Consider the following 19,183-nt stretch of genomic DNA (forward strand, 5'->3'; position numbering starts at 1 on the left):
CCCCCCGGGGGGCCCCGGCCGAGCGCTGTCCGGGGCACGTCGTCCCCCTCCGGTCCGGAGCCCCGGACCAGGTCAGGGGCTTGTCGCGGCCACGGTCGGTCGCGCCTCGGCGACCGTGCGCGCGCCGCGCCGAACAGGTCGTGAAGCTGAGCTGAACAGCCGCGAACAGGTCTTCATGTGCGCCCCGATCGGGGTCACCATGAGTATGTGTCTGCCCTGCATCCCCACCACACGCCGGAGGCGCACCCGTCGGGACCAGGTGCGGGCCCCCGGCGATCCCGAGGCGTCGACGGTCCCCCCGCCGCGCCCCGCCCGTCCCGCTCCCCCGGCTACCGGCCCGTCGTGGACCTGGACTCGGGCGCGGTCGTCGCGGTGGAGGTCGTCGCCGCGCCGCCCGCACCGCACCCCGCCGTCCCCGGGGGCCCTCCGCACGCGGAGATGGGCGTCCACGAGGGGGCGGCCGTGGCCGACTGGGTGCTGGGCCTGGTCGCGGAGGCGGCCGGGACCGAGAGCCTGCTGCCGCTCGTCCTCCCCCTGCCCGCGAGGATCCTGACCGCCGGGGAGGGGTTCGTGGCGCTGGTGGAGAGCCGGATGCGGCGCGCGGGCCGGCGCCCGCGGGACATCACCTTCCTGCTCGGCACGGACCTGGCCGACCTGCCGCGGTCGGTGGTCTCCCCGGGGGTGTCGCGCCTGAGGGCGGCGGGGTTCCGGTGCGGCTTCGGCACGTCGATGGTGCGGCCCGACCTCGTGGTCGAGGCCGCCCCCTTCCTCATGCGGATCGACCCGGAGGTCGTCTCGGGGGTGGCGACCGACCAGAGGCACGCGACGGTCGTCGAGGGGCTCGCACGGATCGGCCGGGGCAGCGGCGTGTACGCGATGGCCTCGGGCGTGGGGACGGCCGAGGACGTGCTGCGGCTGCGCGCGTGCGGGATACGGGTGGGGACGGGTGAGTTCTTCGCCGACCGGACGTGGCGGCCCGGGGAGCGCGTGACCCCCGTGCCCGAGCCGGCGGCGTCCCAGGGGCGGGAGGAGGACGCGGGGCCGCGGGTCACCGAGTTCATGGTCCCCCCGGTGGGCTTCGACTCCGACACCACCACCGAGCAGGTGCTGGAGGCGTTCACGGGCGACCCGGCGCTGAACAGCGTCATCCTCATCGACCACCGGGAGCGGCCCGTCGGGGTGATCGACCGGACCCGGTTCCTGCTGTCGGTGACGGGCCGGTACGGGCACGCGCTGCACGCCAAGCGCCCGGCCCTGCGGCTGGCGGAGTCGCCGCGCACGATCCCCGCGTGGATGACCGCGCTGGCGGCGCTGCGCGTGGCGGGCCAGGACACCGAGCGGGTCTACGACGACCTGGTCGCGACCAACTCCTACGGGCAGTGCCTGGGCGTGGTGCACATCAGCGACCTCATCCAGTCCCTCTCGCGGAGCTGACGCGGGGCCCTCCCCCGCCGCGGTCCCGGGCCCGCGGCGCGCCCGGGCGCCGGCCCCGGGGAACGGCGGGCCCGCACCGTCCGGGTGCGGGGCCCGCCGGGGCCGTGCCACGGCTCAGTCCACGGGGTCCGGGCCCTTGGTTCCCGAGGGGCTGCTGGTGGGGGCGGCGCCCTCGCCCGCGGCGTACGCGTCGTAGTCCGACTCCAGGATCCCGCCCTCCTCCATCTCCCTGGCGATCCGGGCTCGGGTGGCCTCGTCGTGCAGGTACTCCAGCTCCGGACGCTTGGGCAGACGGCCGTCCCCGGAGGAGCGGCCCATGAGGCGGCGCCGCAGCCACGGCACCCCGTACTGGCGGGCCCAGCGGCGGTTCTCGCGGCGGCGCAGGATGCGGGGCAGCTGCTGGGGCGGCGTGCTCCACGGGTCGGTCCACGACTCGCGCGGCCCCATGGGGAAGCCGAGGAGGTCGGCGATGCGGGCGGCGACGATCTGGTGGCCGGCCCCGTTGAGGTGCAGGCGGTCGTCGCTCCACGCGCGGGAGTCGGTGAGGGCGTTGAGCGCCCACAGGTCGACGATCTCGGTGCCGGTGCGCTCGGCGACGGCACGCATGTGCATGCTGAAGACCGCGATGCGCCCGCGGTAGTAGCGCAGGACGGGGATCCAGCCGGTGTCGTGCCCCGACAGGATCACCACGCGGATCCCGGCGTCGCGCAGGCGGCGGATGCCCCACTCGAAGTGCTCGGCCAGCTGGTCGAGGTCGCCGCCGGGGCGCAGGACGTCGTTGCCGCCCGCGAGGACGGTCACCAGGTCGGGCTTCCACTCCAGCGTCTGGTCGAGCTGCTCGCCGAAGATGTGGCGCATACGACGGCCCCGCACACCCAGGTTGGCGTACCGGAAGTCCGGGGAGATCGCGCCGAGGTGCTCCGCGAGACGGTCCGCGAATCCGCGGTACTCGCCGTTGGGGCCGCTGTCGTCTTCCATCCCCTCGGTGATGCTGTCGCCGATCGCCACGAACGACCGGATGACGTCCGGTCTGCTCGCGCGAGCGGCCGCTGGGGGATTCGTCTCAAGGTCTGTCACGTCAACCAATCATCCGGCTCGACCGTCCCACGCCTACGAAGCGCCGAGGGTGCGCGGGAACGGAATCCTGGTACGGGCCGCGGTGTACCGCCGACCCGGGTCCGAACACCGTCGACCCCTGGTCGGCCGCGGAGCGCGGCCACCCGGCCGAAGGTCGTTCGGGCGAGGACAGTGCCCGACCAGCATACCCACGACCGGCGTCGGAACGCCTGACCCTGGGGACCTCCGGCCTGCTCCGGGTCGTCCCCTCTCCCCGGGCGGCCGCGCGCCCCTGTTTCGCGGAGGGGGCGCGCGTATGACGGCACAGTGAATAACAACGACTGCTCGGTTCGATATGAGCCGCATGCCCCATATGAGCTAGCTCACACGGTAGCGAGTCCCGCCGTCGCCGATCCCCCTTGTCACGGTCGTCACACGGCGCGGTCACGGCGGGGTCGCCACAGACCGGGCCGACCTGGGGGTACCCATGCGGCTCCGGGGCACGTACGATCTCGGGGAAGTGCTCACGGCACCCCTGTCCCCCGGCTCGCCGTGCCCACCCGAGAGGCGCCGGACCGGTTCGCGGTCCGGCCCCCGTCCGGGTGAAGGGCGCGTACTGTGGTGCATCGAACCGAAGGCCCGTGCGGTTCCTCCCCAATTCACGTGCAGACACCAGGAGGTCGAGGTCCCCAGCGGATGAACGCCGTCTCTCCGATCTGCCTCGTCGACCTCGCTCCCGCCCTGCGGTGGTCGCGGTCGCCGGACGTGGCACCCCTTCTCCACCATGACCGGCTGATCGACGGCTGGTGGCACTCGCTCCCGGTCGCGCGCGTCCTGGACATCGCGGGCCCCCCGTGGCTGGCCCACGGCATCGCGCGCCTGGCGGTCGAGCAGTGGGGGCACGTGCCCCTCTCCGAGTTCCTGCCGAGCCTGCGGACCCAGCAGGTGAGCTGCGCGGACCTGTCCGAGCCGGTACGCGGCGCCGTCACCGCCGCCGCGGGCGACTGGGAACGCCTCATCTCCACCCCGCCCCAGGAGATCGGCGAGTGGCCGCTCTCCGGATGCGGGGTCCTCGACGTCGTGAGCACCGTCGCCTGGCGGGCGCTCCAGCCCTGCTGCGAGCTGCCCGGCGGCCCGACCCCCTCACCCGCCCTGATGCTGGAGGCCGTGCGCACCATCGCGCACTGGATCCCCGACACGGTGCCGGACCACGTGCGCAGCGCCCTGGAGTACCTGAGCGCGGCCACGGGCGCCGACGGCGCGGCCGACGTGTCGGAGGCCGCCGGCCACGGCTCGACGCCGCCGCAGACACCCGCCACCCGCGCCATCCGGACCCTGCGCGCCCTGCGGGCCCAGCGCGAGGAGCGCGAGGGGGCCGACGCGCCCTTCCCCGAGGAGGCGCCCGTCAACGGGCACGGCGGCGCCGCGCCCAGCGGCATGGTGAGCTCCGCCGCGATGCTCCCCGGCGCCGCGCAGGGCGCCGAGGCCGCCGGCGCCGGGCGCGCGGGGGTCCCGGGCGACCTGCGCTCCCAGTTCCGCAGTTCGCTGGTGGGGCCCGGCCGCACGTTGCGCCGGCCCAGCTTCGGCCCGCCCAAGGCCATGCGGCCCGACCACGTCGAGGAGCGCCCCCCGGCCCCGGCCCTGGGCCAGCACCCCCTGGTGGACCTGGTCGAGGAGATGTTCCGCTCCTGGCCGGACCTGGAGCGGACGGTCGCCGCCGAGCGCCTCTTCGCCACCGACCCCATCAGCATCCGCGTGCTGTCCGAGCAGATCGCGGTGGACGTCACCGAGATCCGCGGCGCCCAGCGCAAGGTCGAGGAGCGCCTGCTGCGCTGGCTCAACTCGCCCGAGGGCGCGGCGGTCACCAAGCACATGCGCGAGCTGTCCGACCAGCTGGGGTCCGCGACCACCATCGACCGGCTGATCAACGCGCACCCCGACCACCCGGTGGACGTGCCCACCCTCAACACGCCCCTGTGGCGGGTCATCATCACCCTGTTCACCGACCGCCGCATGCACAACGGCTGGCTCATCGCCGACGACCCCAACCGCCTGCGCTGGCAGACCCGCGAACTCCTGGGCGACGCCCCCGACATGACCGAGGCCGGCCTGCGGCTCGGCCGTATCGGCATCCGCCAGCAGGAGCTCCGCGCCTGGCTGCTGAGCACCCCCGGGGTGAGCCTGAGGGACGGGCACGTGTTCGTCGACGCCTCGGTCCCGATGGAGGCTCCCACCAGCCATCCGGGGCACATCGCCCCGGAGGACTCGGGCGCCACCACCGAGAACGGGCTGCCGATCCGGCGACGCGTCGACGGGCCCGCGGCCCCGGCGCAGCCCGAGCCCGTCGCCGCCCTTCCGGAGCACGGGCAGAGGGCCGCCCACGACCAGGCGGGCGCGGTGTTCGTCCCCCCCGGCCTCGAACCCCACCGACCCGTGCTCCTCGGACACCCGCACGGGGGCCCGGCCCCCGCCCTCCAGCCGGTCCTCGCCTCGCACGCCCCCGCGGCGCGCCCCGGCGCGAGCGACCCGGCGATGGCCGCCCGGTGCTTCCGCGCCCCGGACGGGCGCTGGTGGCACCGCATCGACATCACCGCCGACCACCTCAACGGCGCCCCCGTGGCCGTCCCCAACGGCTACGCCACGCACCTGGGGCTCCAGCCGGGCCGCCTGCTGTGCCTGACCGCGCCCGGCGCGGACCTGCTGGTCCTCGTCTGGAGGGACCAGCCCGCGTTCGACTCGCTGCGGCCGCTGCTGCGCCGCCAGGCCGCCCAGCCCGGCGACCGCATGTTCATCACCGTGGCCGGCGACCGCCTGGACGCGCGCAAGCTGCCCGCCACGGACCTGAGCGGGTACACGCCCGCGGCCCGGGCCCTGCACCTGAGCGGGTACACGGCGCCCGCCTCCACCGATGAGGCCCTCAAGATCCTGTCGCGCCGCATCACCGACCACGACGACGACGCGCTCGCCGACCCGCAGTCCCTCATCGACCTGCTGAACCTGCGCGGTGACAACGACATCGCCGGGGAGCTGCGCTCGGGACTGTTCGCCGCGCACTGACCCCTGCCGGGGGCGCACGCCGCCCCCTTCGGCCCTCGCCGCCCCGGGACCTCCGTCCCGGGGCGGCTCCCGTCGTGCGCCCGTTCTCCCCGCCCCGTGAAAAAGCGCGCCCGGGGGGGTGTCCCACCAGGGGTCAGACCATATAGGTTAGCCTCACCTAAGTATGAATCGAGGTGGTTCCCCTGTCCACGTACCAGCACCTGGCTCCCCCGCCCGCCGAACGCGCGCGGTCGGTCCTGGGCCGTCCCAACCCCGTGACCGTGACGACCCGGGACCACACCGTCCACCTCGACGAACCCGCCTGTCACATCCACCCCAACGGTTCGGTGAGCCTGCTGGTCCCCGACCGCCACCTCCTCCTGGAGAGGGTCGGCCGCCACACCACCGCCGCCACGGTCGAGTTCACCGACACGGCCCCGGTGCCCCTGCGCGACCGCACACGCTCCCTCCTGTGGATCAGCGGCACCCTCACCCGGCTGGACCACCCGACGGCCCGCCTGCGCGCCCTCCGCGTCCTGCGCGACGATCCCGACGAACGGCTGCTCGACATCGGCCACGGACGGACGATGGTGGCCCTGGAGCCCTACCTGGTGGTCCACTCCGACACCGAGGGCTGCCACCTCCTGCGCACGGACGAGTTCGTCCGCGCGCGCGGCGGCCCCTTCGGACGCCGGGAGGGCGAGTGGCTGCGCCACCTGGAGGAGGACCACCCCGACCTCCTGCACGCGATGGCCGTGCGCTCCCCCGAGCCGCTGCCGCCCGGGCGACCGCGGCCGCTGGGCGTGGACCGGTACGGGATCACGCTCCGCTTCGAGGGGCCCGAGGGCGACATCGACGCCCGGCTCCCCTTCAGCAAACCCGCGGACACCCCCCACGACGTCGCGGCCGAGGTCCACGGCATGGCGGGCCTCCCCCACCGCTGCGGGCCCTGAGGGGCGGCCGCACCGCCTCCACGGCCCCGGGGGAAGCGGACGCGGCCCCAGCGTGACCCGTGGTCCCGCGAGAGGTCCCCGGCCCCCACACGCGAACGCGGCGGGCCGGGACCCGTGGTCCCGGCCCGCCGCGCTGTCGGTCGTCGCGCCTCAGACGTTGAAGCCCAGCATGCGCAGCTGGTCCCGCCCGTCGTCGGTGATCTTGTCCGGACCCCACGGCGGCATCCAGACCCAGTTGATCCTGACCTCGCGCTCGAACTCGTCGAGGGCGCTGTTGGCCTGGTCCTCGATCACGTCCGTCAGGGGGCACGCCGCGCTGGTCAGCGTCATGTCCAGGGTGATGACCTGGTCGTCGGCGTTCACCCCGTACAGCAGGCCCAGGTCGACGACGTTCACGCCCAGCTCGGGGTCGATCACGTCCTTGAGCGCCTCGCCGATCTCCTCGGCCAGCGCCTCCGCCTCCGGGGAGAGGGGCGCGGTTCCGGGGGCCTCGGACGCCTCCGCGGCCTCGGCCGCCGTCGTCGTCTCGTTCTCGCTCATCAGACGCCTTCCTTCTCCAAGGACTGCGACACCGCGTCCTTCCATGCCATCCAGCCCAGCAGCGCGCACTTGACGCGCGCGGGGTACTTGGACACCCCGGCGAACGCCACGGCGTCCTCCAGGACGTCCTCGTCGGGCTCACCCTTGCCCCGGGACTGCATCAGCTCCGTGAAGGCCTCCAGGGTGGTCATGCCCTCGGCGACCGTCCGCCCGATCAGCAGGTCGGTCAGCACCGAGGTGCTGGCCTGGCTGATCGAACAGCCCATCCCCTCGTAGGAGACGTCGCTGACGACGGCCTTCTCGTCGAGCCCGGCCGTGCCCTCGGCCGGGGTCAGCGCCACGCGGAGCGTCACCTCGTCCCCACAGGTGGGGTTGATGTGGTGGGCCTCCGCGTCGTGCGGATCCCGCAGCCCCTTGTGGTGCGGGTTCCGGTAGTGGTCCAGGATGATCTCCTGGTACATCGCGTCCAACTGCATGGTCAGGCTGTTCCTCGCTCTAGGGCCGGGTTCCGAAGAACTTCTGCGCGGCCCTGATGGCCTCCACCAGCGCGTCCACGTCCTCCAGCGTGTTGTAGAGGTAGAAGGACGCGCGCGTGCTCGCGGTGATGCCCAGCTTGCGGTGCAGCGGCCACGCGCAGTGGTGGCCCACCCGGACCTCCACGCCCCGGTCGTCGAGCACCTGGCCCAGGTCGTGCGGGTGGATGTCGTCCACGACGAACGACACCGCGCCGCCGCGGTCCACCGCCTCGGTGGGACCGACGATGCGCACGCCCTCCAGGGCCCCCACCCGCTCGAGCGCGTACCCGGTGAGCGCGTGCTCGTGCTCGGCGACCCGCTCCATGCCCACCTTCGACAGGTAGTCGCAGGCCGCGGCCAGGGCGACGGCCTGGGGGGCCATCGGCACCCCGGCCTCGAACCGCTGCGGCGGTTCCGCCCACGTGGAGTACTCCATGTGGACGACGCCGATCATCGAGCCGCCGGAGATGAACGGCGGCATCGCCTCCAGCAGCTCCCGGCGCCCCCACAGGACGCCGATGCCGTTGGGGCCGAGCATCTTGTGCCCGGAGAACGCCAGGAAGTCGACGCCCAGCTCGGTGACGTCCACCGGCATGTGCGGGACCGACTGGCAGGCGTCCAGGACCGTCAGCGCTCCGACCTCGCGGGCACGGGCGACCAGGGGGGCCACCGGGTTGACGGTGCCCAGCACGTTGGACTGGTGCGTGAACGCGACCACGCGGGTGCGCTCGTTGACCAGTTCGTCGAGGCCGGACAGGTCGAGGCGGCCGTCCCCGGTCACCGGGAACCAGCGCAGCGTCGCCCCGGTGCGCTGGCAGAGCTGCTGCCAGGGCACCAGGTTGGCGTGGTGCTCCATCTCGGTGACGACGACCTCGTCGCCGGGGCCCACCCGGAGGCTGCGCAGCCCCTCGTCGGCGGTGGCGGCGTTGCCCATGGCGTACGCCACCAGGTTGATCGCCTCGGTGGCGTTCTTGGTGAACACCACCTCGCCGACGTCGCCGCCGATGAACCGGGCGATGGTCTCCCGGGCCGACTCGTAGGCGTCGGTCGCCTCCTCCGCGAGCTGGTGCGCACCACGGTGCACCGCCGCGTTGTGGCGTTCGTAGAACTCACGTTCGGCGTCGAGCACCTGGCGGGGCTTCTGCGAGGTGGCCCCGGAGTCGAGGTACACCAGCGGGCGCCCGTCGCGGACGGTCCGGGAGAGGATCGGGAAGTCCTCCCGGAGCGCCGCGACGTCAAGCCGGCCCGCGCCGGCCCGACCGAACTCGCGGACTGTCGTCATGGGTTACGCGCCCACCTTCACGAAGCGCTCGTAGCCCTCGGACTCCAGGACGTCGGCCAGCTCCGGACCGCCGGACTCGGCGATGCGGCCCTGGGCGAAGACGTGGACGAAGTCGGGCTTCACGTAGTTGAGGATCCGGGTGTAGTGCGTGATGAGCATGACGCCCATCTCACCGCCGGCCTTGGCGCGGTTGACGCCCTCGGAGACCACCTTGAGCGCGTCGACGTCCAGGCCGGAGTCGGTCTCGTCCAGGATCGCGACCTTGGGCTTGAGGAGCTCCAGCTGGAGGATCTCGTGGCGCTTCTTCTCACCGCCGGAGAAGCCCTCGTTGACGCCGCGGGCGGCGAAGGCCGAGTCGATGGACAGGTCCTTCATCGCGCCCTGGAGCTCCTTGGAGAACTGCCGGAGCTTGGGGGCCTCGCCGCGCACCGCCGTGACGGAGCTGCGCAGGAAGTTGGACATGGACACGCCGGGGACCTCGACCGGGTACTGCATGGCCAGGAAGACGCCGGCGCGGGCGCGCTCGTCCACGCTCATGTCGAGGATGTTCTCCCCGTCGATGAGCACCTCGCCCTCGGTGATCTCGTAGCGCGGGTGGCCGGCGATCGCGTAGGCCAGGGTGGACTTGCCGGAGCCGTTCGGCCCCATGATGGCGTGGGTCTCACCGGAGTTGATGGTGAGGTCGACGCCCTTGAGGATCTCCTGCCTCTCGTCCTCACCGATGAGGACGTCGGCGCGCAGACCGCGGATTTCGAACTTCGTCATGTCAAAGCCTCAGGAATTCTTCTCGTCCAACGACACGAGCACGTCGTCGCCGTCGATCTTCACGTCGTAGGTGGGAACCGGCTGGGTCGCGGGCGGGTTGATCGGCGCCCCCGAACGCAGGTCGAAGCAGGAGCCGTGGAGCCAGCACTCGATGGTGCCGTCCTCGACCTCGCCCTCCGACAGGCGGACCTCGGCGTGCGAGCACACGTCCCGCACGGCGAACACCTCGCCCTCGGAGCGGACCAGCGCGATGGGCGTCTCGTCGTCGGTCTCGATGCCGAGGACCCCCTCCTCGGGGATCTCGGCGAGCTCGGCGACCTTCACCCAGCGACCGCCCTCACTCATGCTCGGCCAGCTTGCGCTCGACCTTGGCCATGATGCCCTCGCGCAGCTCATCGACCGGGATGCGGTTGATCAGCTCGAGGAAGTAGCCGCGGATGACCAGGCGGCGGGCCTCGTCCTCCGGGATACCGCGCGAGCGGAGGTAGAACAGGTGGATGTCGTCGAGGCGGCCGCTGGCGGCGGCGTGCCCGGCGCCCTCCACCTCGCCGGTGAAGATCTCCAGGTTGGGCACCGAGTCGACGCGGGTCTCGTCGGTGAGCTGGAGGTTGCGGTTGTGCTCGTACGAGTCGGTGCCGGTGGTGCCCTCGCCGATGATCACGTCGCCGATCCACACGGCGTGCGCGCCCTTGCCGCTCAGCGCACCCTTGTACTCCACCCGGGAGCGGGTGTTGGACATGTTGTGGTCGATGAGTGAGCGGTGCTCGTGGTGCTGGCCGTCGCCGGTGAAGTAGAGGCCGTGGAGCTCGGCGTTGGCGCCGCGCCCCTTGTAGGCCACCTTCGGGGAGAGCCGGACCACGTCGCCGCCGAGGGTGACCACGATCGACTTGAACGTGGCGTCCTTGGCGACCTGGGCGTTGTGCTGGGACACGTCGACGGCGTCGCGGTCCCAGTCCTGCACGCTGATCAGGGTCAGGCGCGCGCCCTCGGCGACGTGGATGTCCACGCTGCCCGCACGGACGCCCGTACCGGTCTGGTTGAGGACGACGATCGCCTCGGCCAGCGGCTCGACGTCGATGACGTACTGGTCGAAGCGGGTGCCGCCCTGGGCCTCCCGGGAGATGACGACCGGCCGCTCCAGGGCCTTGCCCCGGGTGACCGTGACGACCGTGGCCTCCTCGAAGGAGGTGTAGGCCTGGGCGGTCACACGGTCGGCGGGGAAGCCCGCGGTGCCGAGCCGGGCGTCGCCGCGGCCGACCGTCTCGACGGTGACGCCCTCGGGGGCGTCGATGTCGAGCTTGTCGGCGCCGTCGGCGACGGCGGTGCCGTCGTGCAGGCCCTTGAGGCGGCGGACCGGCGTGAAGCGCCACTCCTCCTCGCGGCCGTTGGGGACGGGGAAGTCGTTCACGTCGAAGGACCCGTGGGTCGCCAACTTGGAGAACGGGATGTCCCCGAGGCCGTGGCTGTGGGCCTTGGGTTCGATGCTGGGGCCGGTCAACTTAACCAACCGCTCCTTCCATCTGAAGCTCGATCAGCCGGTTCAGTTCCAGCGCGTACTCCATGGGCAGCTCGCGCGCGATGGGCTCGACGAACCCGCGCACGATCATGGCCATGGCCTCGTCCTCGTTCATGCCCCGGCTCATCAGGTAGAAGAGCTGGTCCTCGCTGACCTTGGAGACGGTCGCCTCGTGCGCGAGCTCGGCGTCGTCCTCGCGCAGGTCGTTGTAGGGGTAGGTGTCCGAGCGGCTGACGGTGTCGATCAGCAGCGCGTCGCACTTGACGGAGGACTTGGCGTTGTGCGCGCCCTCCTGCACCTGCACCAGGCCCCGGTAGGAGGCGCGGCCCCCGCCGCGTGCCACCGACTTCGAGACGATGGTGGACGAGGTGTTGGGGGCGCAGTGCACCATCTTGGAACCGGTGTCCTGGTGCTGGCCCTCGCCCGCGAAGGCGATGGACAGGGTCTCGCCCTTGGCGTGCTCGCCCATGAGGTACACGGCCGGGTACTTCATGGTCACCTGGGAGCCGATGTTGCCGTCGATCCACTCCATGGTCGCGCCCTCTTCGGCGATGGCGCGCTTGGTGACCAGGTTGAAGACGTTGTTCGACCAGTTCTGGATGGTCGTGTACCGGCAGCGGGCGTTCTTCTTGACGATGATCTCGACGACCGCGGAGTGCAGCGAGTCCGACTTGTAGATCGGCGCGGTGCAGCCCTCGACGTAGTGGACGTAGGCGCCCTCGTCGACGATGATCAGCGTCCGCTCGAACTGGCCCATGTTCTCGGTGTTGATCCGGAAGTAGGCCTGGAGCGGGATCTCGACGTGCACGTTCTTGGGCACGTAGATGAAGGACCCGCCGCTCCACACCGCGGTGTTGAGCGCGGCGAACTTGTTGTCGCCGGGCGGGATCACCGTGCCGAAGTACTCCTCGAAGATCTCCGGGTGCTCCTTGAGGGCGGTGTCGGTGTCGAGGAAGATGACACCCTGCTCCTCCAGGTCCTCGCGGATCTGGTGGTAGACGACCTCGGACTCGTACTGCGCGGCGACACCGGCGACCAGGCGCTGCTTCTCCGCCTCGGGGATGCCGAGCCGGTCGTAGGTGTTCTTGATGTCCTCGGGCAGGTCCTCCCAGGAGGTGGCCTGCTTCTCCGTGGACCGCACGAAGTACTTGATGTTGTCGAAGTCGATCTTGGACAGGTCCGCGCCCCAGTTGGGCATGGGCTTCTTGTCGAAGAGCTTGAGGGACTTGAGCCGGAGCTTGGTCATCCACTCCGACTCGTCCTTCTTCGAGGAGATGTCGCGGACGACCTCCTCGTTCAGGCCACGGCGGGCGGTTGCACCGGCCGTGTCGGAGTCGGCCCAGCCGAACTCATAGTTTCCGATCCCTTCGAGCTCGGGATGCGCGATAGACGTCATGCGCGGACTCCTCCAGGACTCAGGCGTCCTTGTGGTGAACTGAGCCGCCCGCCCCCTGGCGGATGGCCTCTGACGCGGGGGTTTGGCTGTCCCCGCCCGCCACGTCGCCCCGAGGGGTGACGTGCGTGGTGCACACACCGTCGCCGTGGGCGATGGTGGCCAACCTGCGCACCGGGGTGCCCAGAAGTCGTGAGAAGGCCTCGACCTCGGCTTCGCAGAGCTGCGGGAACTCCGCGGCCACGTGGGCGACCGGGCAGTGGTGTTGGCACAGCTGGTCGCCGCCCCCGGGTGCGGGCGCCCGGCCCGCGGTGGCGGCGTAGCCGTCGTTGGAGAGTGCCTCGGCCAGCAGCCGGACGCGCTGTTCCGGGGGGACCGCGTCCAGCAGGGGCCTGTAGCGCCTCTCCAGATCGGCGACCTGACTGCGGGCGAACTCGCCGACGGCCCCGTCCCCGGCGGTCTCCGCCAGGAAGCGGAGCGCGCTGGTGGCGAGGTCGTCGTAGGCGTGGACGAAGGCGTCCCGCCCGGCCTCGGTGATGGCGAAGACCTTGGCGGGCCTGCCCCTGCGGCGCCGTCCGCCGTGGGGCCGGGCGTCGCGGGCCTCGACCATGCCCTCGCAGGTCAGGTTGTCGAGGTGGCGGCGGATCGCCGCCGGAGTGAGTCCGAGCCGCTCCCCCAGGGAGGATGCGGTGATCGGGCCCTTCTCCAGGATGAGCCGCGCGACGCGGGCGCGGGTGCCGGTCTCGGCCCCGCGTTCGGGTCCGGCCAGGGCACGGGGCACACTGGTCGCCTCGGGCACGGCTCTCCCCTCCCTGGTCGTACGCGGCTCGTGGTTTTGACAACATCAGTGTGGCCTAAATAAGTCCGTTGAGGCAAACGCCGCCTCATGCCCTTCATCACGAAGGTCAGGCTTGCCTAACAGCGGATTCATGCGCCCGAAACCCGAGGTCGTCACCGCGCGAGGGGCAGGAACGGCCCGGATTGACCACATTCCGGTACAGCATGACCAACATGTGGACAACCCGAGTTTTCGGCGGCTCCTCCCCCGAGCGGGGCGGTGAAGGGCCCCGCCCGGCCGCACGTAAACTCAGGCCCCATGGACACAGCCGCGGTCGAGGTCGTCGACCTGGTCAAGCGCTACGGCGCCACCACCGCAGTCTCCGGCCTCACGTTCAGCGCGCGGCGGGGGGCGGTGACGGCCCTGCTCGGACCCAACGGGGCGGGCAAGACGAGCACCATCGAGATCTGCGAGGGCTTCCGCCGCGCCGACGGCGGACGGGTCCGGGTCCTGGGCCTGGACCCCGTGGCCGACGCCACCGCCCTCAAGCCCCGCGTCGGGGTGATGCCCCAGTCCGGCGGGGTCCCCACCGGCGCCCGCGCGGCGGAGTGGCTGAACCTGATGGCCTCCTTCCACGCCAGCCCGATCGCCCCCGGGGTCCTCATGGAGCGGCTGGGCCTGAACTCGGTGGCCGCCACCCCCTTCCGCCGCCTGTCCGGCGGACAGCAGCAGCGCCTCTCCCTGGCCTGCGCCCTGGTCGGACGGCCCGAGCTGGTGTTCCTGGACGAGCCGACGGCGGGCCTGGACCCGCAGGCGCGCATGGCCACCTGGGACCTGGTGTCGGCCCTGCGCGAGGCGGGCGTGGCGGTCATCCTGAGCACCCACCACATGGAGGAGGCCGAACGGCTGGCCGACCACGTGGTCATCATCGACCGCGGCGCCGTGGTCGCCGAGGGCGCGCCGGCCGCGCTCACCGGGGGGCGCCGCGAGGTGTGCTTCTCCAGCGCGCCGGTGGACGCCTCCGCGCTCCTGGCCGCCCTGCCCGAGGGCAGCAGGGTCGCCGGCGGCGCCGCCGCGGACGGCCGCCACGAGTACGTGGTCACCACCGACGACGCCGCCGCGCTCGGTCCGGAGTTCCTGGCCACGGTCACCGCATGGTGCGCGTCGGCCGGCGTCCTCGCCGAGGACCTGCGCGTGCGACGGCGTACCCTCGAAGACGTCTTCCTCGAACTCACGGGCCGGGAACTGCGCGACCAATGACCGAGCACACCTCCAGCACCACCACGCGGGCCGCCGACGCCGCCCCGACCGCCCCCTCCCGGGACGGCGGCGCCTCGCTGTTCACCCCTGCGCCCGGGGCCGCGCCGATGTGGCGGATGATCGCCTCGCAGGCCCGCATGGAACTGCGGGTGATGCTCCGCCACGGCGAGCAGTTCCTGCTGACCATGGTCATCCCCGTCCTCCTGCTGGTGGGCTTCAGCCTCACCTCGGTCCTGGACGTGGGCCCGGGCCCGCGGGTCGACGCCCTCACGCCGGGGGTCCTGGCACTGGCGGTGATGTCGACGTCGTTCACCGGCCTGGCCATCGGCACCGGTTTCGAGCGGCGCTACGGGGTGCTGAAGCGCCTGGGGGCGACGCCGCTGTCCCGGTTCGGCCTCCTGGCCGCCAAGACGCTGGCCGTCCTGGGCGTGCAGGCCATCCAGATCGCGCTGCTGTGCACGGTGGCGCTGGCCCTGGGCTGGTCCCCCGGCCTCGACCCGGCGGGCGTGCTCTCGGCGGTCGCCCTGGTGCTGCTGGCGACCGCGGCGTTCAGCTCGCTCGGCCTGCTCATGGCCGGCACCCTGCGGGCGGAGGCGACCCTGGCCGGGGCCAACCTGGTGTACGTGCTGATGCTCGGGCTGGGCGGGGTGCTGTTCCCGACCAGCAGCTTCCCCGCGCCGCTGGAGCAGGCCGCCTCGCTCCTGCCGGTCACCGCCCTCAGCTCGGGCCTGCGGGCCGTCCTCGCGGACGGGTCCCTGCCGGGCTGGGGCGCGTTCGCGGTCCTGGCCGTGTGGGCCCTCGTCTGCGGACTGCTCGCCAGCCGCCTCTTCCGCTGGGAGTGAGGCCCGCGGGCCTCTCCGGGAGGGGCGCTCCCCGCGCCCGCGCCCGCCGCTCCTAGGATGGGGCGCATGCTCGACGTCGACGCGGTCACCGAGATCCTCCGTGAGGCGGCGGAGGCGGCGGTCCTCCCCCGCTTCCGCTCCCTGTCCGAGGGCGAGGTCACCGAGAAGGCCCCGGGCGAGCTCGTCACCGTCGCCGACCGCGAGGCCGAGGAGCTGATCGGCGCCCGCCTGCGCGGCGTCGTCGCGGCGCCGGTCGTGGGCGAGGAGGCCGCCTCGGACGACCCCGGCCTGCTCCGGGCCCTGTACGGGGAGCCCGTGGCGTGGCTGGTCGACCCGGTCGACGGAACCCGCAACTTCGTCCGGGGCGACACGCGCTTCGCGGTGATGGCCGCCCTGGTGCGCCACGGCGAGACCGTCGCGGCGTGGATCCTGCGCCCCACCGAGGACCGGGTCTACGTCGCGGAGCGCGGGTCCGGCACCTGGCGCGACGGCGTGAGGGTGCGCCGGGAGCCCGCGCCGGCCGACCCGGCCCGCCTGCACGGCTCGGCCGCGACGCGGTTCCTCGACCCCGCCGCGAGGCGGCGCGTGGACGAGGCCGCCCCCCGCTTCGCGTCCATGGGTCCGGGCTCGCACTGCGTCGGGGTGGACTACCCGCTCCTGTTCGAGGGCGGACAGGACTTCCTGCTGTTCCACAGGACCATGCCCTGGGACCACGCCCCCGGCTCCCTGATGCTGACCGAGGCCGGAGGCGTGTGCCTGCGCCCGGACGGCGGCGAGTACCGTCCGGGGGACGACGCCGTGGGCCTGCTGTGCGCCTCCGACGGCGAGTGCTGGAAGACCGCCCGGTCGCTCCTCCTCGGCTGAGCCCGGGCCGGGGCCTTCCGGGGGCCTCGGACCGGGTTCCCGCGCACCGGCCCACGACCGGGGGCCTCCGCACGTGCGGGAGCGGCCCGTCTCCGGGAACCCGCGTCCGGCCACGCTGCACGGGCGCGCGCGTTCGCGAGCGGGGCCCGTCCCGGCGGCGGGGGCCCGTCCCGGGTCAGCCCATGGGGAGCAGGCGCCACTGCTGGTGGGCGTGGGAGCCGTCGGGAGCCTGGACGACCGCCGTGCCGTTGTCGGGCGCACCGCCCTGCCCTTCGAGGGCGCGGCCCGTGGCCCGGTTGACCAGCCGGACGACCCCGCTGCCGACCTCGTCCAGCGACCAGTGCTGGTTGGGCGCCCCGGTGCGGGTGAGCAGCGTGGCGGCGGGCTGCGCGGGGTCGGCCGCGACCTCCAGGACCTTTCCGCTGCCGACGCCCTCGATCTCGTAGAAGCCCTGCTCGTCGAGCGGGACGAACCTCCACTGCTGGTTCTCCGCGTCGTGGCGGTCCCATAGGTGGACGGGGGCCCCGTTGTCGGTGGAGGCGCCCGCGACGTCGGCGACGCGGTCGCCGTGCACGTTCTGGAGGACGTAGGCGCGCGCGGGGTCCATCCCGGCGGGGTGGACGTACTCCTCTTCCTCCTCCTCGGGCTCCCCGGTCTCCTCCGGCGCGCCGGAGGGCTCGGCGAGGATGCCCGAGACCACGTCCATCCCCGGCTCCTCCGGTTCTCCGGCGGCGAGGAGGCCGCCCGTGTAGCCGCCGATGGCGGCGACGAGGACGAGCGCCAGCGCTCCGACGAAGACCGGCCAGGTCGGCACGTGCCGTTCCTGGGCACGGGAGGCGCTGCGGGCTCGGCGTCGGGACATGTGAGGACACTCCAGCGGGCGACGGGTGAGGGTCGTGTCGGCCACGGCCCCGCACTATTTGACACCACTTGAGGCACTTCGCGCACGTTCGCCCTCGGTCGGCCCCCGGCGGTCCTCGATAGGGTCCCGCCATGGAAGCCATCGGAGTCCCCTGGTTCATCGCGGTCCGGTACCTCGGACCGCCGCTCATGCTGCTCGTGGCGGGCGGCGCACTGCTGGTGTGGCGCCCGCCCGCCCGCCGGGGACTGGTCTGGGCCGCCCTGGTGACGAACCTCGTGGCGGCGGCGCTGCCGTTCCTGTGGATCGGGTTGCAGATCCTCACCGACCAGGCGGAGAGGACGGTGTTCGGCCTGGTCATGACCCTGCTCCAGCCCCTGGTCGTGGTGGTGGCCTGGCTGCTGGTCCTGACCGCCGTGATCCACCGCCCGCCCGCCGTCCCGCCCGTGGTCCCGACCGCCGGGGCGGGTGCGCGACCCCGTCGGCCGCGCGTGCCCGCGGGGACCGCGGAGCCGGAGGACCGCCGGGGCGAGGGCGGACGGCCGAGCGGAGAACCGAAAACGTAGGATGAATACCCATGAGCATCCCGGCCACCCCCAAGGAACCCTTCTCCCTGCGGACCGCGGCGGAGGCGATACCGCCGGTCTGGCTGGTGATGGTCAGCATCGTCTCCGTGCAGACCGGCGCGGGCGTGGCCAAGAACCTGTTCGAGGAGCTTCCCCCGGCCGCCGTCGTGTGGCTGCGGCTGCTCACCTCGGCGGTGCTCCTGGTCCTGCTGGTCCGTCCGGCCCTCCGGGCCCGCAGCCGGACCGACTGGCTGGTGGTGGTCGGCTACGGCGTCGCCCTGGCGATGATGAACTTCCTCATCTACCAGGCGTTCGCGCGCATCCCGCTGGGGATCGCGGTGACGATCGAGTACCTCGGCCCTCTGGCCATCGCGATCCTGGGCTCACGGCGCAGGATCGACCTGCTGTGGGCCGGACTGGCCGGGCTGGGCGTGGTGGCGCTCGGCCTGGAGTCGGGCTCCATGGACCCGCTGGGCCTCCTGTTCGCGGTGCTCGCGGCGGTGGCGTGGGCGGGGTACATCCTGCTCAGCGCGGCGACGGGGCAGCGTTTCAGCGGCGCCTCCGGACTGGCGTTCGCCAGCGTGGTCGGCGTGGTGATCATGGCCCCGGCCGGGATCGCGGAGGGGGGCGCCGCCCTGCTGGACTGGCGGCTGCTGCTGTTCGGCCTGGTGGTGGGCGTGCTCTCCTCGATCGTCCCCTACACCCTGGAACTGAACGCCCTGCGCCGGATGCCGCCCCGGGTGTTCGGCGTGCTGATGAGCCTGCAGCCCGCCGCGGCCGCGGTGGTGGGGCTCGTGCTGCTGGGCGAGCTGCTCTCGCTCTGGCAGTGGTTCGCGGTGGGGTGCGTGATCGTCGCCAGCGCCGGCTCCACCCGCACGTCCGCCCGTGAGCGCGGCGGACGGACGCGCGACGACTCGCCGGCCCCGCCCCCGCCGCCGGGAGACCGCCGGCGGGGTTGAGACCCGCACGGCGGTACGACCTGGTTCACCTGTCAAGATTTTCAGTTGCCGGCCACCTCTCGTAATTATTTACGAAAACCGTGGCTTGAGCTGCTGAAACACTGACAAGGTAGTGGCCACGGCGACCCCTCGCGACCTCATCCCGGAGAACCTGGTTGACTACTCTGCGTTTCCAACCGTGATCAAACGGTTATCAGTCCTGGTGGGTCGGCCGACCTCTTCGAATATTCGCTCTCGAAAGGGAAGCAATGCGCACCGCTGCCAAGATCACCATGACCGCTCTGTTCGCCGCCGGACTCCTCGGCATGGGCACCGGGGCCGCCCTTGCAGGCGAGAAGGGTTCGCACGTCGAGGCGTACGAGGCCTGCACCAGCCAGCAGAGCTTCCTCGGTCTGATCAACCTGGACCTGAACCTGCTCAACCAGTGCATCGCGAACTACAACCGCTAATGCCTGTCTCCTGAACCGGTCCCCGGTTCGGGGGAGCGGTCCGGGGGGGCCGGGGCGCCCCCCCCCCCCCCCCCCCGGGGGGGGGGGGGCCCCCCGCCCGCCCCCCCCCCGCCCCG

Annotated in this window: 19 protein-coding genes; 9 read left to right on the forward strand and 10 right to left on the reverse strand. The window is 72.7% G+C overall.

Annotation, left to right across the window (positions count from 1 at the left end):
* Positions 1 to 207: 207 nt before the first annotated feature.
* Positions 208 to 1,434 (forward strand): EAL domain-containing protein, encoded by a 1,227-nt coding sequence (locus ACIRPH_RS27425; RefSeq protein WP_402919383.1) that lies wholly within the window; start codon positions 208 to 210, stop codon positions 1,432 to 1,434.
* 114 nt (positions 1,435 to 1,548) lie between these two features.
* Here the strand turns inward: ACIRPH_RS27425 and ACIRPH_RS27430 are convergent, their stop codons facing one another.
* On the reverse strand, positions 1,549 to 2,442 hold the full coding sequence (locus ACIRPH_RS27430; RefSeq protein WP_402919572.1) for an SGNH/GDSL hydrolase family protein: 894 nt from the start codon (positions 2,440 to 2,442) through the stop codon (positions 1,549 to 1,551).
* A 744-nt stretch (positions 2,443 to 3,186) separates the two neighbouring features.
* On the opposite strand from ACIRPH_RS27430, the gene ACIRPH_RS27435 reads away from it, so the two are divergent.
* Together ACIRPH_RS27435 and ACIRPH_RS27440 are read left to right on the forward strand one after the other, a co-directional pair.
* Positions 3,187 to 5,547 (forward strand): hypothetical protein, encoded by a 2,361-nt coding sequence (locus ACIRPH_RS27435; RefSeq protein ID WP_402919385.1) that lies wholly within the window; start codon positions 3,187 to 3,189, stop codon positions 5,545 to 5,547.
* A gap of 173 nt (positions 5,548 to 5,720) precedes the next feature.
* Entirely contained in the window at positions 5,721 to 6,479 is a 759-nt protein-coding gene (locus ACIRPH_RS27440; protein ID WP_402919387.1) for a DUF2470 domain-containing protein, read from the forward strand.
* 150 nt (positions 6,480 to 6,629) lie between these two features.
* On the opposite strand, the gene ACIRPH_RS27445 is transcribed toward ACIRPH_RS27440, so the two are convergent.
* Genes ACIRPH_RS27445 through ACIRPH_RS27480 form a run of 8 tightly spaced genes read right to left on the reverse strand, consistent with a single transcriptional unit; the run spans position 6,630 to position 13,289 of the window.
* Positions 6,630 to 7,019 (reverse strand): metal-sulfur cluster assembly factor, encoded by a 390-nt coding sequence (locus tag ACIRPH_RS27445; RefSeq protein ID WP_402919389.1) that lies wholly within the window; start codon positions 7,017 to 7,019, stop codon positions 6,630 to 6,632.
* Complete coding sequence (gene sufU / locus ACIRPH_RS27450) at positions 7,019 to 7,495, reverse strand: Fe-S cluster assembly sulfur transfer protein SufU (RefSeq protein WP_402919391.1); 477 nt, start codon at positions 7,493 to 7,495, stop codon at positions 7,019 to 7,021. Before sufU ends, ACIRPH_RS27445 begins: the two co-directional genes overlap by 1 nt.
* 19 nt (positions 7,496 to 7,514) lie before the next feature.
* A complete protein-coding gene (locus ACIRPH_RS27455; RefSeq protein ID WP_402919393.1) occupies positions 7,515 to 8,816 on the reverse strand; it encodes a cysteine desulfurase in 1,302 nt (433 codons plus the stop codon).
* Between the two features lie 3 nt (positions 8,817 to 8,819).
* Positions 8,820 to 9,581, reverse strand: a complete 762-nt coding sequence (gene sufC / locus ACIRPH_RS27460) for a Fe-S cluster assembly ATPase SufC (RefSeq protein WP_402919395.1) — start codon at positions 9,579 to 9,581, stop codon at positions 8,820 to 8,822.
* Positions 9,582 to 9,590: 9 nt separating this feature from the next.
* Entirely contained in the window at positions 9,591 to 9,926 is a 336-nt protein-coding gene (locus ACIRPH_RS27465) for a non-heme iron oxygenase ferredoxin subunit (RefSeq protein ID WP_330162110.1), read from the reverse strand.
* Positions 9,919 to 11,079 (reverse strand): Fe-S cluster assembly protein SufD, encoded by a 1,161-nt coding sequence (sufD, locus tag ACIRPH_RS27470; protein ID WP_402919573.1) that lies wholly within the window; start codon positions 11,077 to 11,079, stop codon positions 9,919 to 9,921. Before sufD ends, ACIRPH_RS27465 begins: the two co-directional genes overlap by 8 nt.
* A gap of 1 nt (position 11,080) precedes the next feature.
* The gene (gene sufB / locus ACIRPH_RS27475; protein ID WP_402919397.1) at positions 11,081 to 12,493 is read right to left on the reverse strand and encodes a Fe-S cluster assembly protein SufB; all 1,413 of its coding nucleotides are present in this window, start codon (positions 12,491 to 12,493) and stop codon (positions 11,081 to 11,083) included.
* Positions 12,494 to 12,512: 19 nt separating this feature from the next.
* The gene (locus ACIRPH_RS27480) at positions 12,513 to 13,289 is read right to left on the reverse strand and encodes a helix-turn-helix transcriptional regulator (protein WP_402919399.1); all 777 of its coding nucleotides are present in this window, start codon (positions 13,287 to 13,289) and stop codon (positions 12,513 to 12,515) included.
* A gap of 297 nt (positions 13,290 to 13,586) precedes the next feature.
* Between ACIRPH_RS27480 and ACIRPH_RS27485 the strand changes: the two genes are divergently transcribed.
* From ACIRPH_RS27485 to ACIRPH_RS27495, 3 genes are all read left to right on the forward strand, one after another.
* Positions 13,587 to 14,528, forward strand: a complete 942-nt coding sequence (locus tag ACIRPH_RS27485; RefSeq protein ID WP_402919401.1) for an ABC transporter ATP-binding protein — start codon at positions 13,587 to 13,589, stop codon at positions 14,526 to 14,528.
* A complete protein-coding gene (locus ACIRPH_RS27490) occupies positions 14,525 to 15,370 on the forward strand; it encodes an ABC transporter permease (protein WP_402919403.1) in 846 nt (281 codons plus the stop codon). Before ACIRPH_RS27485 ends, ACIRPH_RS27490 begins: the two co-directional genes overlap by 4 nt.
* 66 nt (positions 15,371 to 15,436) lie before the next feature.
* Positions 15,437 to 16,234, forward strand: a complete 798-nt coding sequence (locus ACIRPH_RS27495) for an inositol monophosphatase family protein (protein WP_402919405.1) — start codon at positions 15,437 to 15,439, stop codon at positions 16,232 to 16,234.
* A 175-nt stretch (positions 16,235 to 16,409) separates the two neighbouring features.
* On the opposite strand, the gene ACIRPH_RS27500 is transcribed toward ACIRPH_RS27495, so the two are convergent.
* A complete protein-coding gene (locus ACIRPH_RS27500) occupies positions 16,410 to 17,096 on the reverse strand; it encodes an RICIN domain-containing protein (protein WP_402919407.1) in 687 nt (228 codons plus the stop codon).
* 131 nt (positions 17,097 to 17,227) lie between these two features.
* Here ACIRPH_RS27500 and ACIRPH_RS27505 point away from each other — a divergent pair, with 131 nt between their 5' ends.
* The 3 genes from ACIRPH_RS27505 (at position 17,228) to ACIRPH_RS27515 (ending at position 19,067) form a co-directional block, all read left to right on the forward strand.
* The gene (locus ACIRPH_RS27505) at positions 17,228 to 17,659 is read left to right on the forward strand and encodes a hypothetical protein (protein WP_402919409.1); all 432 of its coding nucleotides are present in this window, start codon (positions 17,228 to 17,230) and stop codon (positions 17,657 to 17,659) included.
* An 11-nt stretch (positions 17,660 to 17,670) separates the two neighbouring features.
* Positions 17,671 to 18,618 (forward strand): EamA family transporter, encoded by a 948-nt coding sequence (locus tag ACIRPH_RS27510; protein WP_402919411.1) that lies wholly within the window; start codon positions 17,671 to 17,673, stop codon positions 18,616 to 18,618.
* A 248-nt stretch (positions 18,619 to 18,866) separates the two neighbouring features.
* Positions 18,867 to 19,067, forward strand: a complete 201-nt coding sequence (locus ACIRPH_RS27515; RefSeq protein ID WP_402919413.1) for a hypothetical protein — start codon at positions 18,867 to 18,869, stop codon at positions 19,065 to 19,067.
* Positions 19,068 to 19,183: the final 116 nt, after the last annotated feature.

Origin of the sequence: Nocardiopsis sp. NPDC101807 (assembly GCF_044766605.1) — a bacterium.
GTDB classification, from domain to species: Bacteria; Actinomycetota; Actinomycetes; order Streptosporangiales; family Streptosporangiaceae; genus Nocardiopsis; species Nocardiopsis tropica.

What these genes read in the sequence shown, in the direction of transcription:
- ACIRPH_RS27435 (WP_402919385.1), top strand. Translation starts at nt 3,187, where the DNA reads ATGAACGCCGTCTCTCCGATCTGCCTCGTCGACCTCGCTCCCGCCCTG.
- sufU (WP_402919391.1), bottom strand. Translation starts at nt 7,495, where the DNA reads ATGCAGTTGGACGCGATGTACCAGGAGATCATCCTGGACCACTACCGG.
- ACIRPH_RS27495 (WP_402919405.1), top strand. Translation starts at nt 15,437, where the DNA reads ATGCTCGACGTCGACGCGGTCACCGAGATCCTCCGTGAGGCGGCGGAG.
- ACIRPH_RS27445 (WP_402919389.1), bottom strand. Translation starts at nt 7,019, where the DNA reads ATGAGCGAGAACGAGACGACGACGGCGGCCGAGGCCGCGGAGGCGTCC.
- ACIRPH_RS27455 (WP_402919393.1), bottom strand. Translation starts at nt 8,816, where the DNA reads ATGACGACAGTCCGCGAGTTCGGTCGGGCCGGCGCGGGCCGGCTTGAC.
- ACIRPH_RS27485 (WP_402919401.1), top strand. Translation starts at nt 13,587, where the DNA reads ATGGACACAGCCGCGGTCGAGGTCGTCGACCTGGTCAAGCGCTACGGC.
- ACIRPH_RS27500 (WP_402919407.1), bottom strand. Translation starts at nt 17,096, where the DNA reads ATGTCCCGACGCCGAGCCCGCAGCGCCTCCCGTGCCCAGGAACGGCAC.
- ACIRPH_RS27465 (WP_330162110.1), bottom strand. Translation starts at nt 9,926, where the DNA reads ATGAGTGAGGGCGGTCGCTGGGTGAAGGTCGCCGAGCTCGCCGAGATC.
- ACIRPH_RS27490 (WP_402919403.1), top strand. Translation starts at nt 14,525, where the DNA reads ATGACCGAGCACACCTCCAGCACCACCACGCGGGCCGCCGACGCCGCC.
- sufC (WP_402919395.1), bottom strand. Translation starts at nt 9,581, where the DNA reads ATGACGAAGTTCGAAATCCGCGGTCTGCGCGCCGACGTCCTCATCGGT.
- sufB (WP_402919397.1), bottom strand. Translation starts at nt 12,493, where the DNA reads ATGACGTCTATCGCGCATCCCGAGCTCGAAGGGATCGGAAACTATGAG.
- ACIRPH_RS27505 (WP_402919409.1), top strand. Translation starts at nt 17,228, where the DNA reads ATGGAAGCCATCGGAGTCCCCTGGTTCATCGCGGTCCGGTACCTCGGA.
- ACIRPH_RS27515 (WP_402919413.1), top strand. Translation starts at nt 18,867, where the DNA reads ATGCGCACCGCTGCCAAGATCACCATGACCGCTCTGTTCGCCGCCGGA.
- ACIRPH_RS27510 (WP_402919411.1), top strand. Translation starts at nt 17,671, where the DNA reads ATGAGCATCCCGGCCACCCCCAAGGAACCCTTCTCCCTGCGGACCGCG.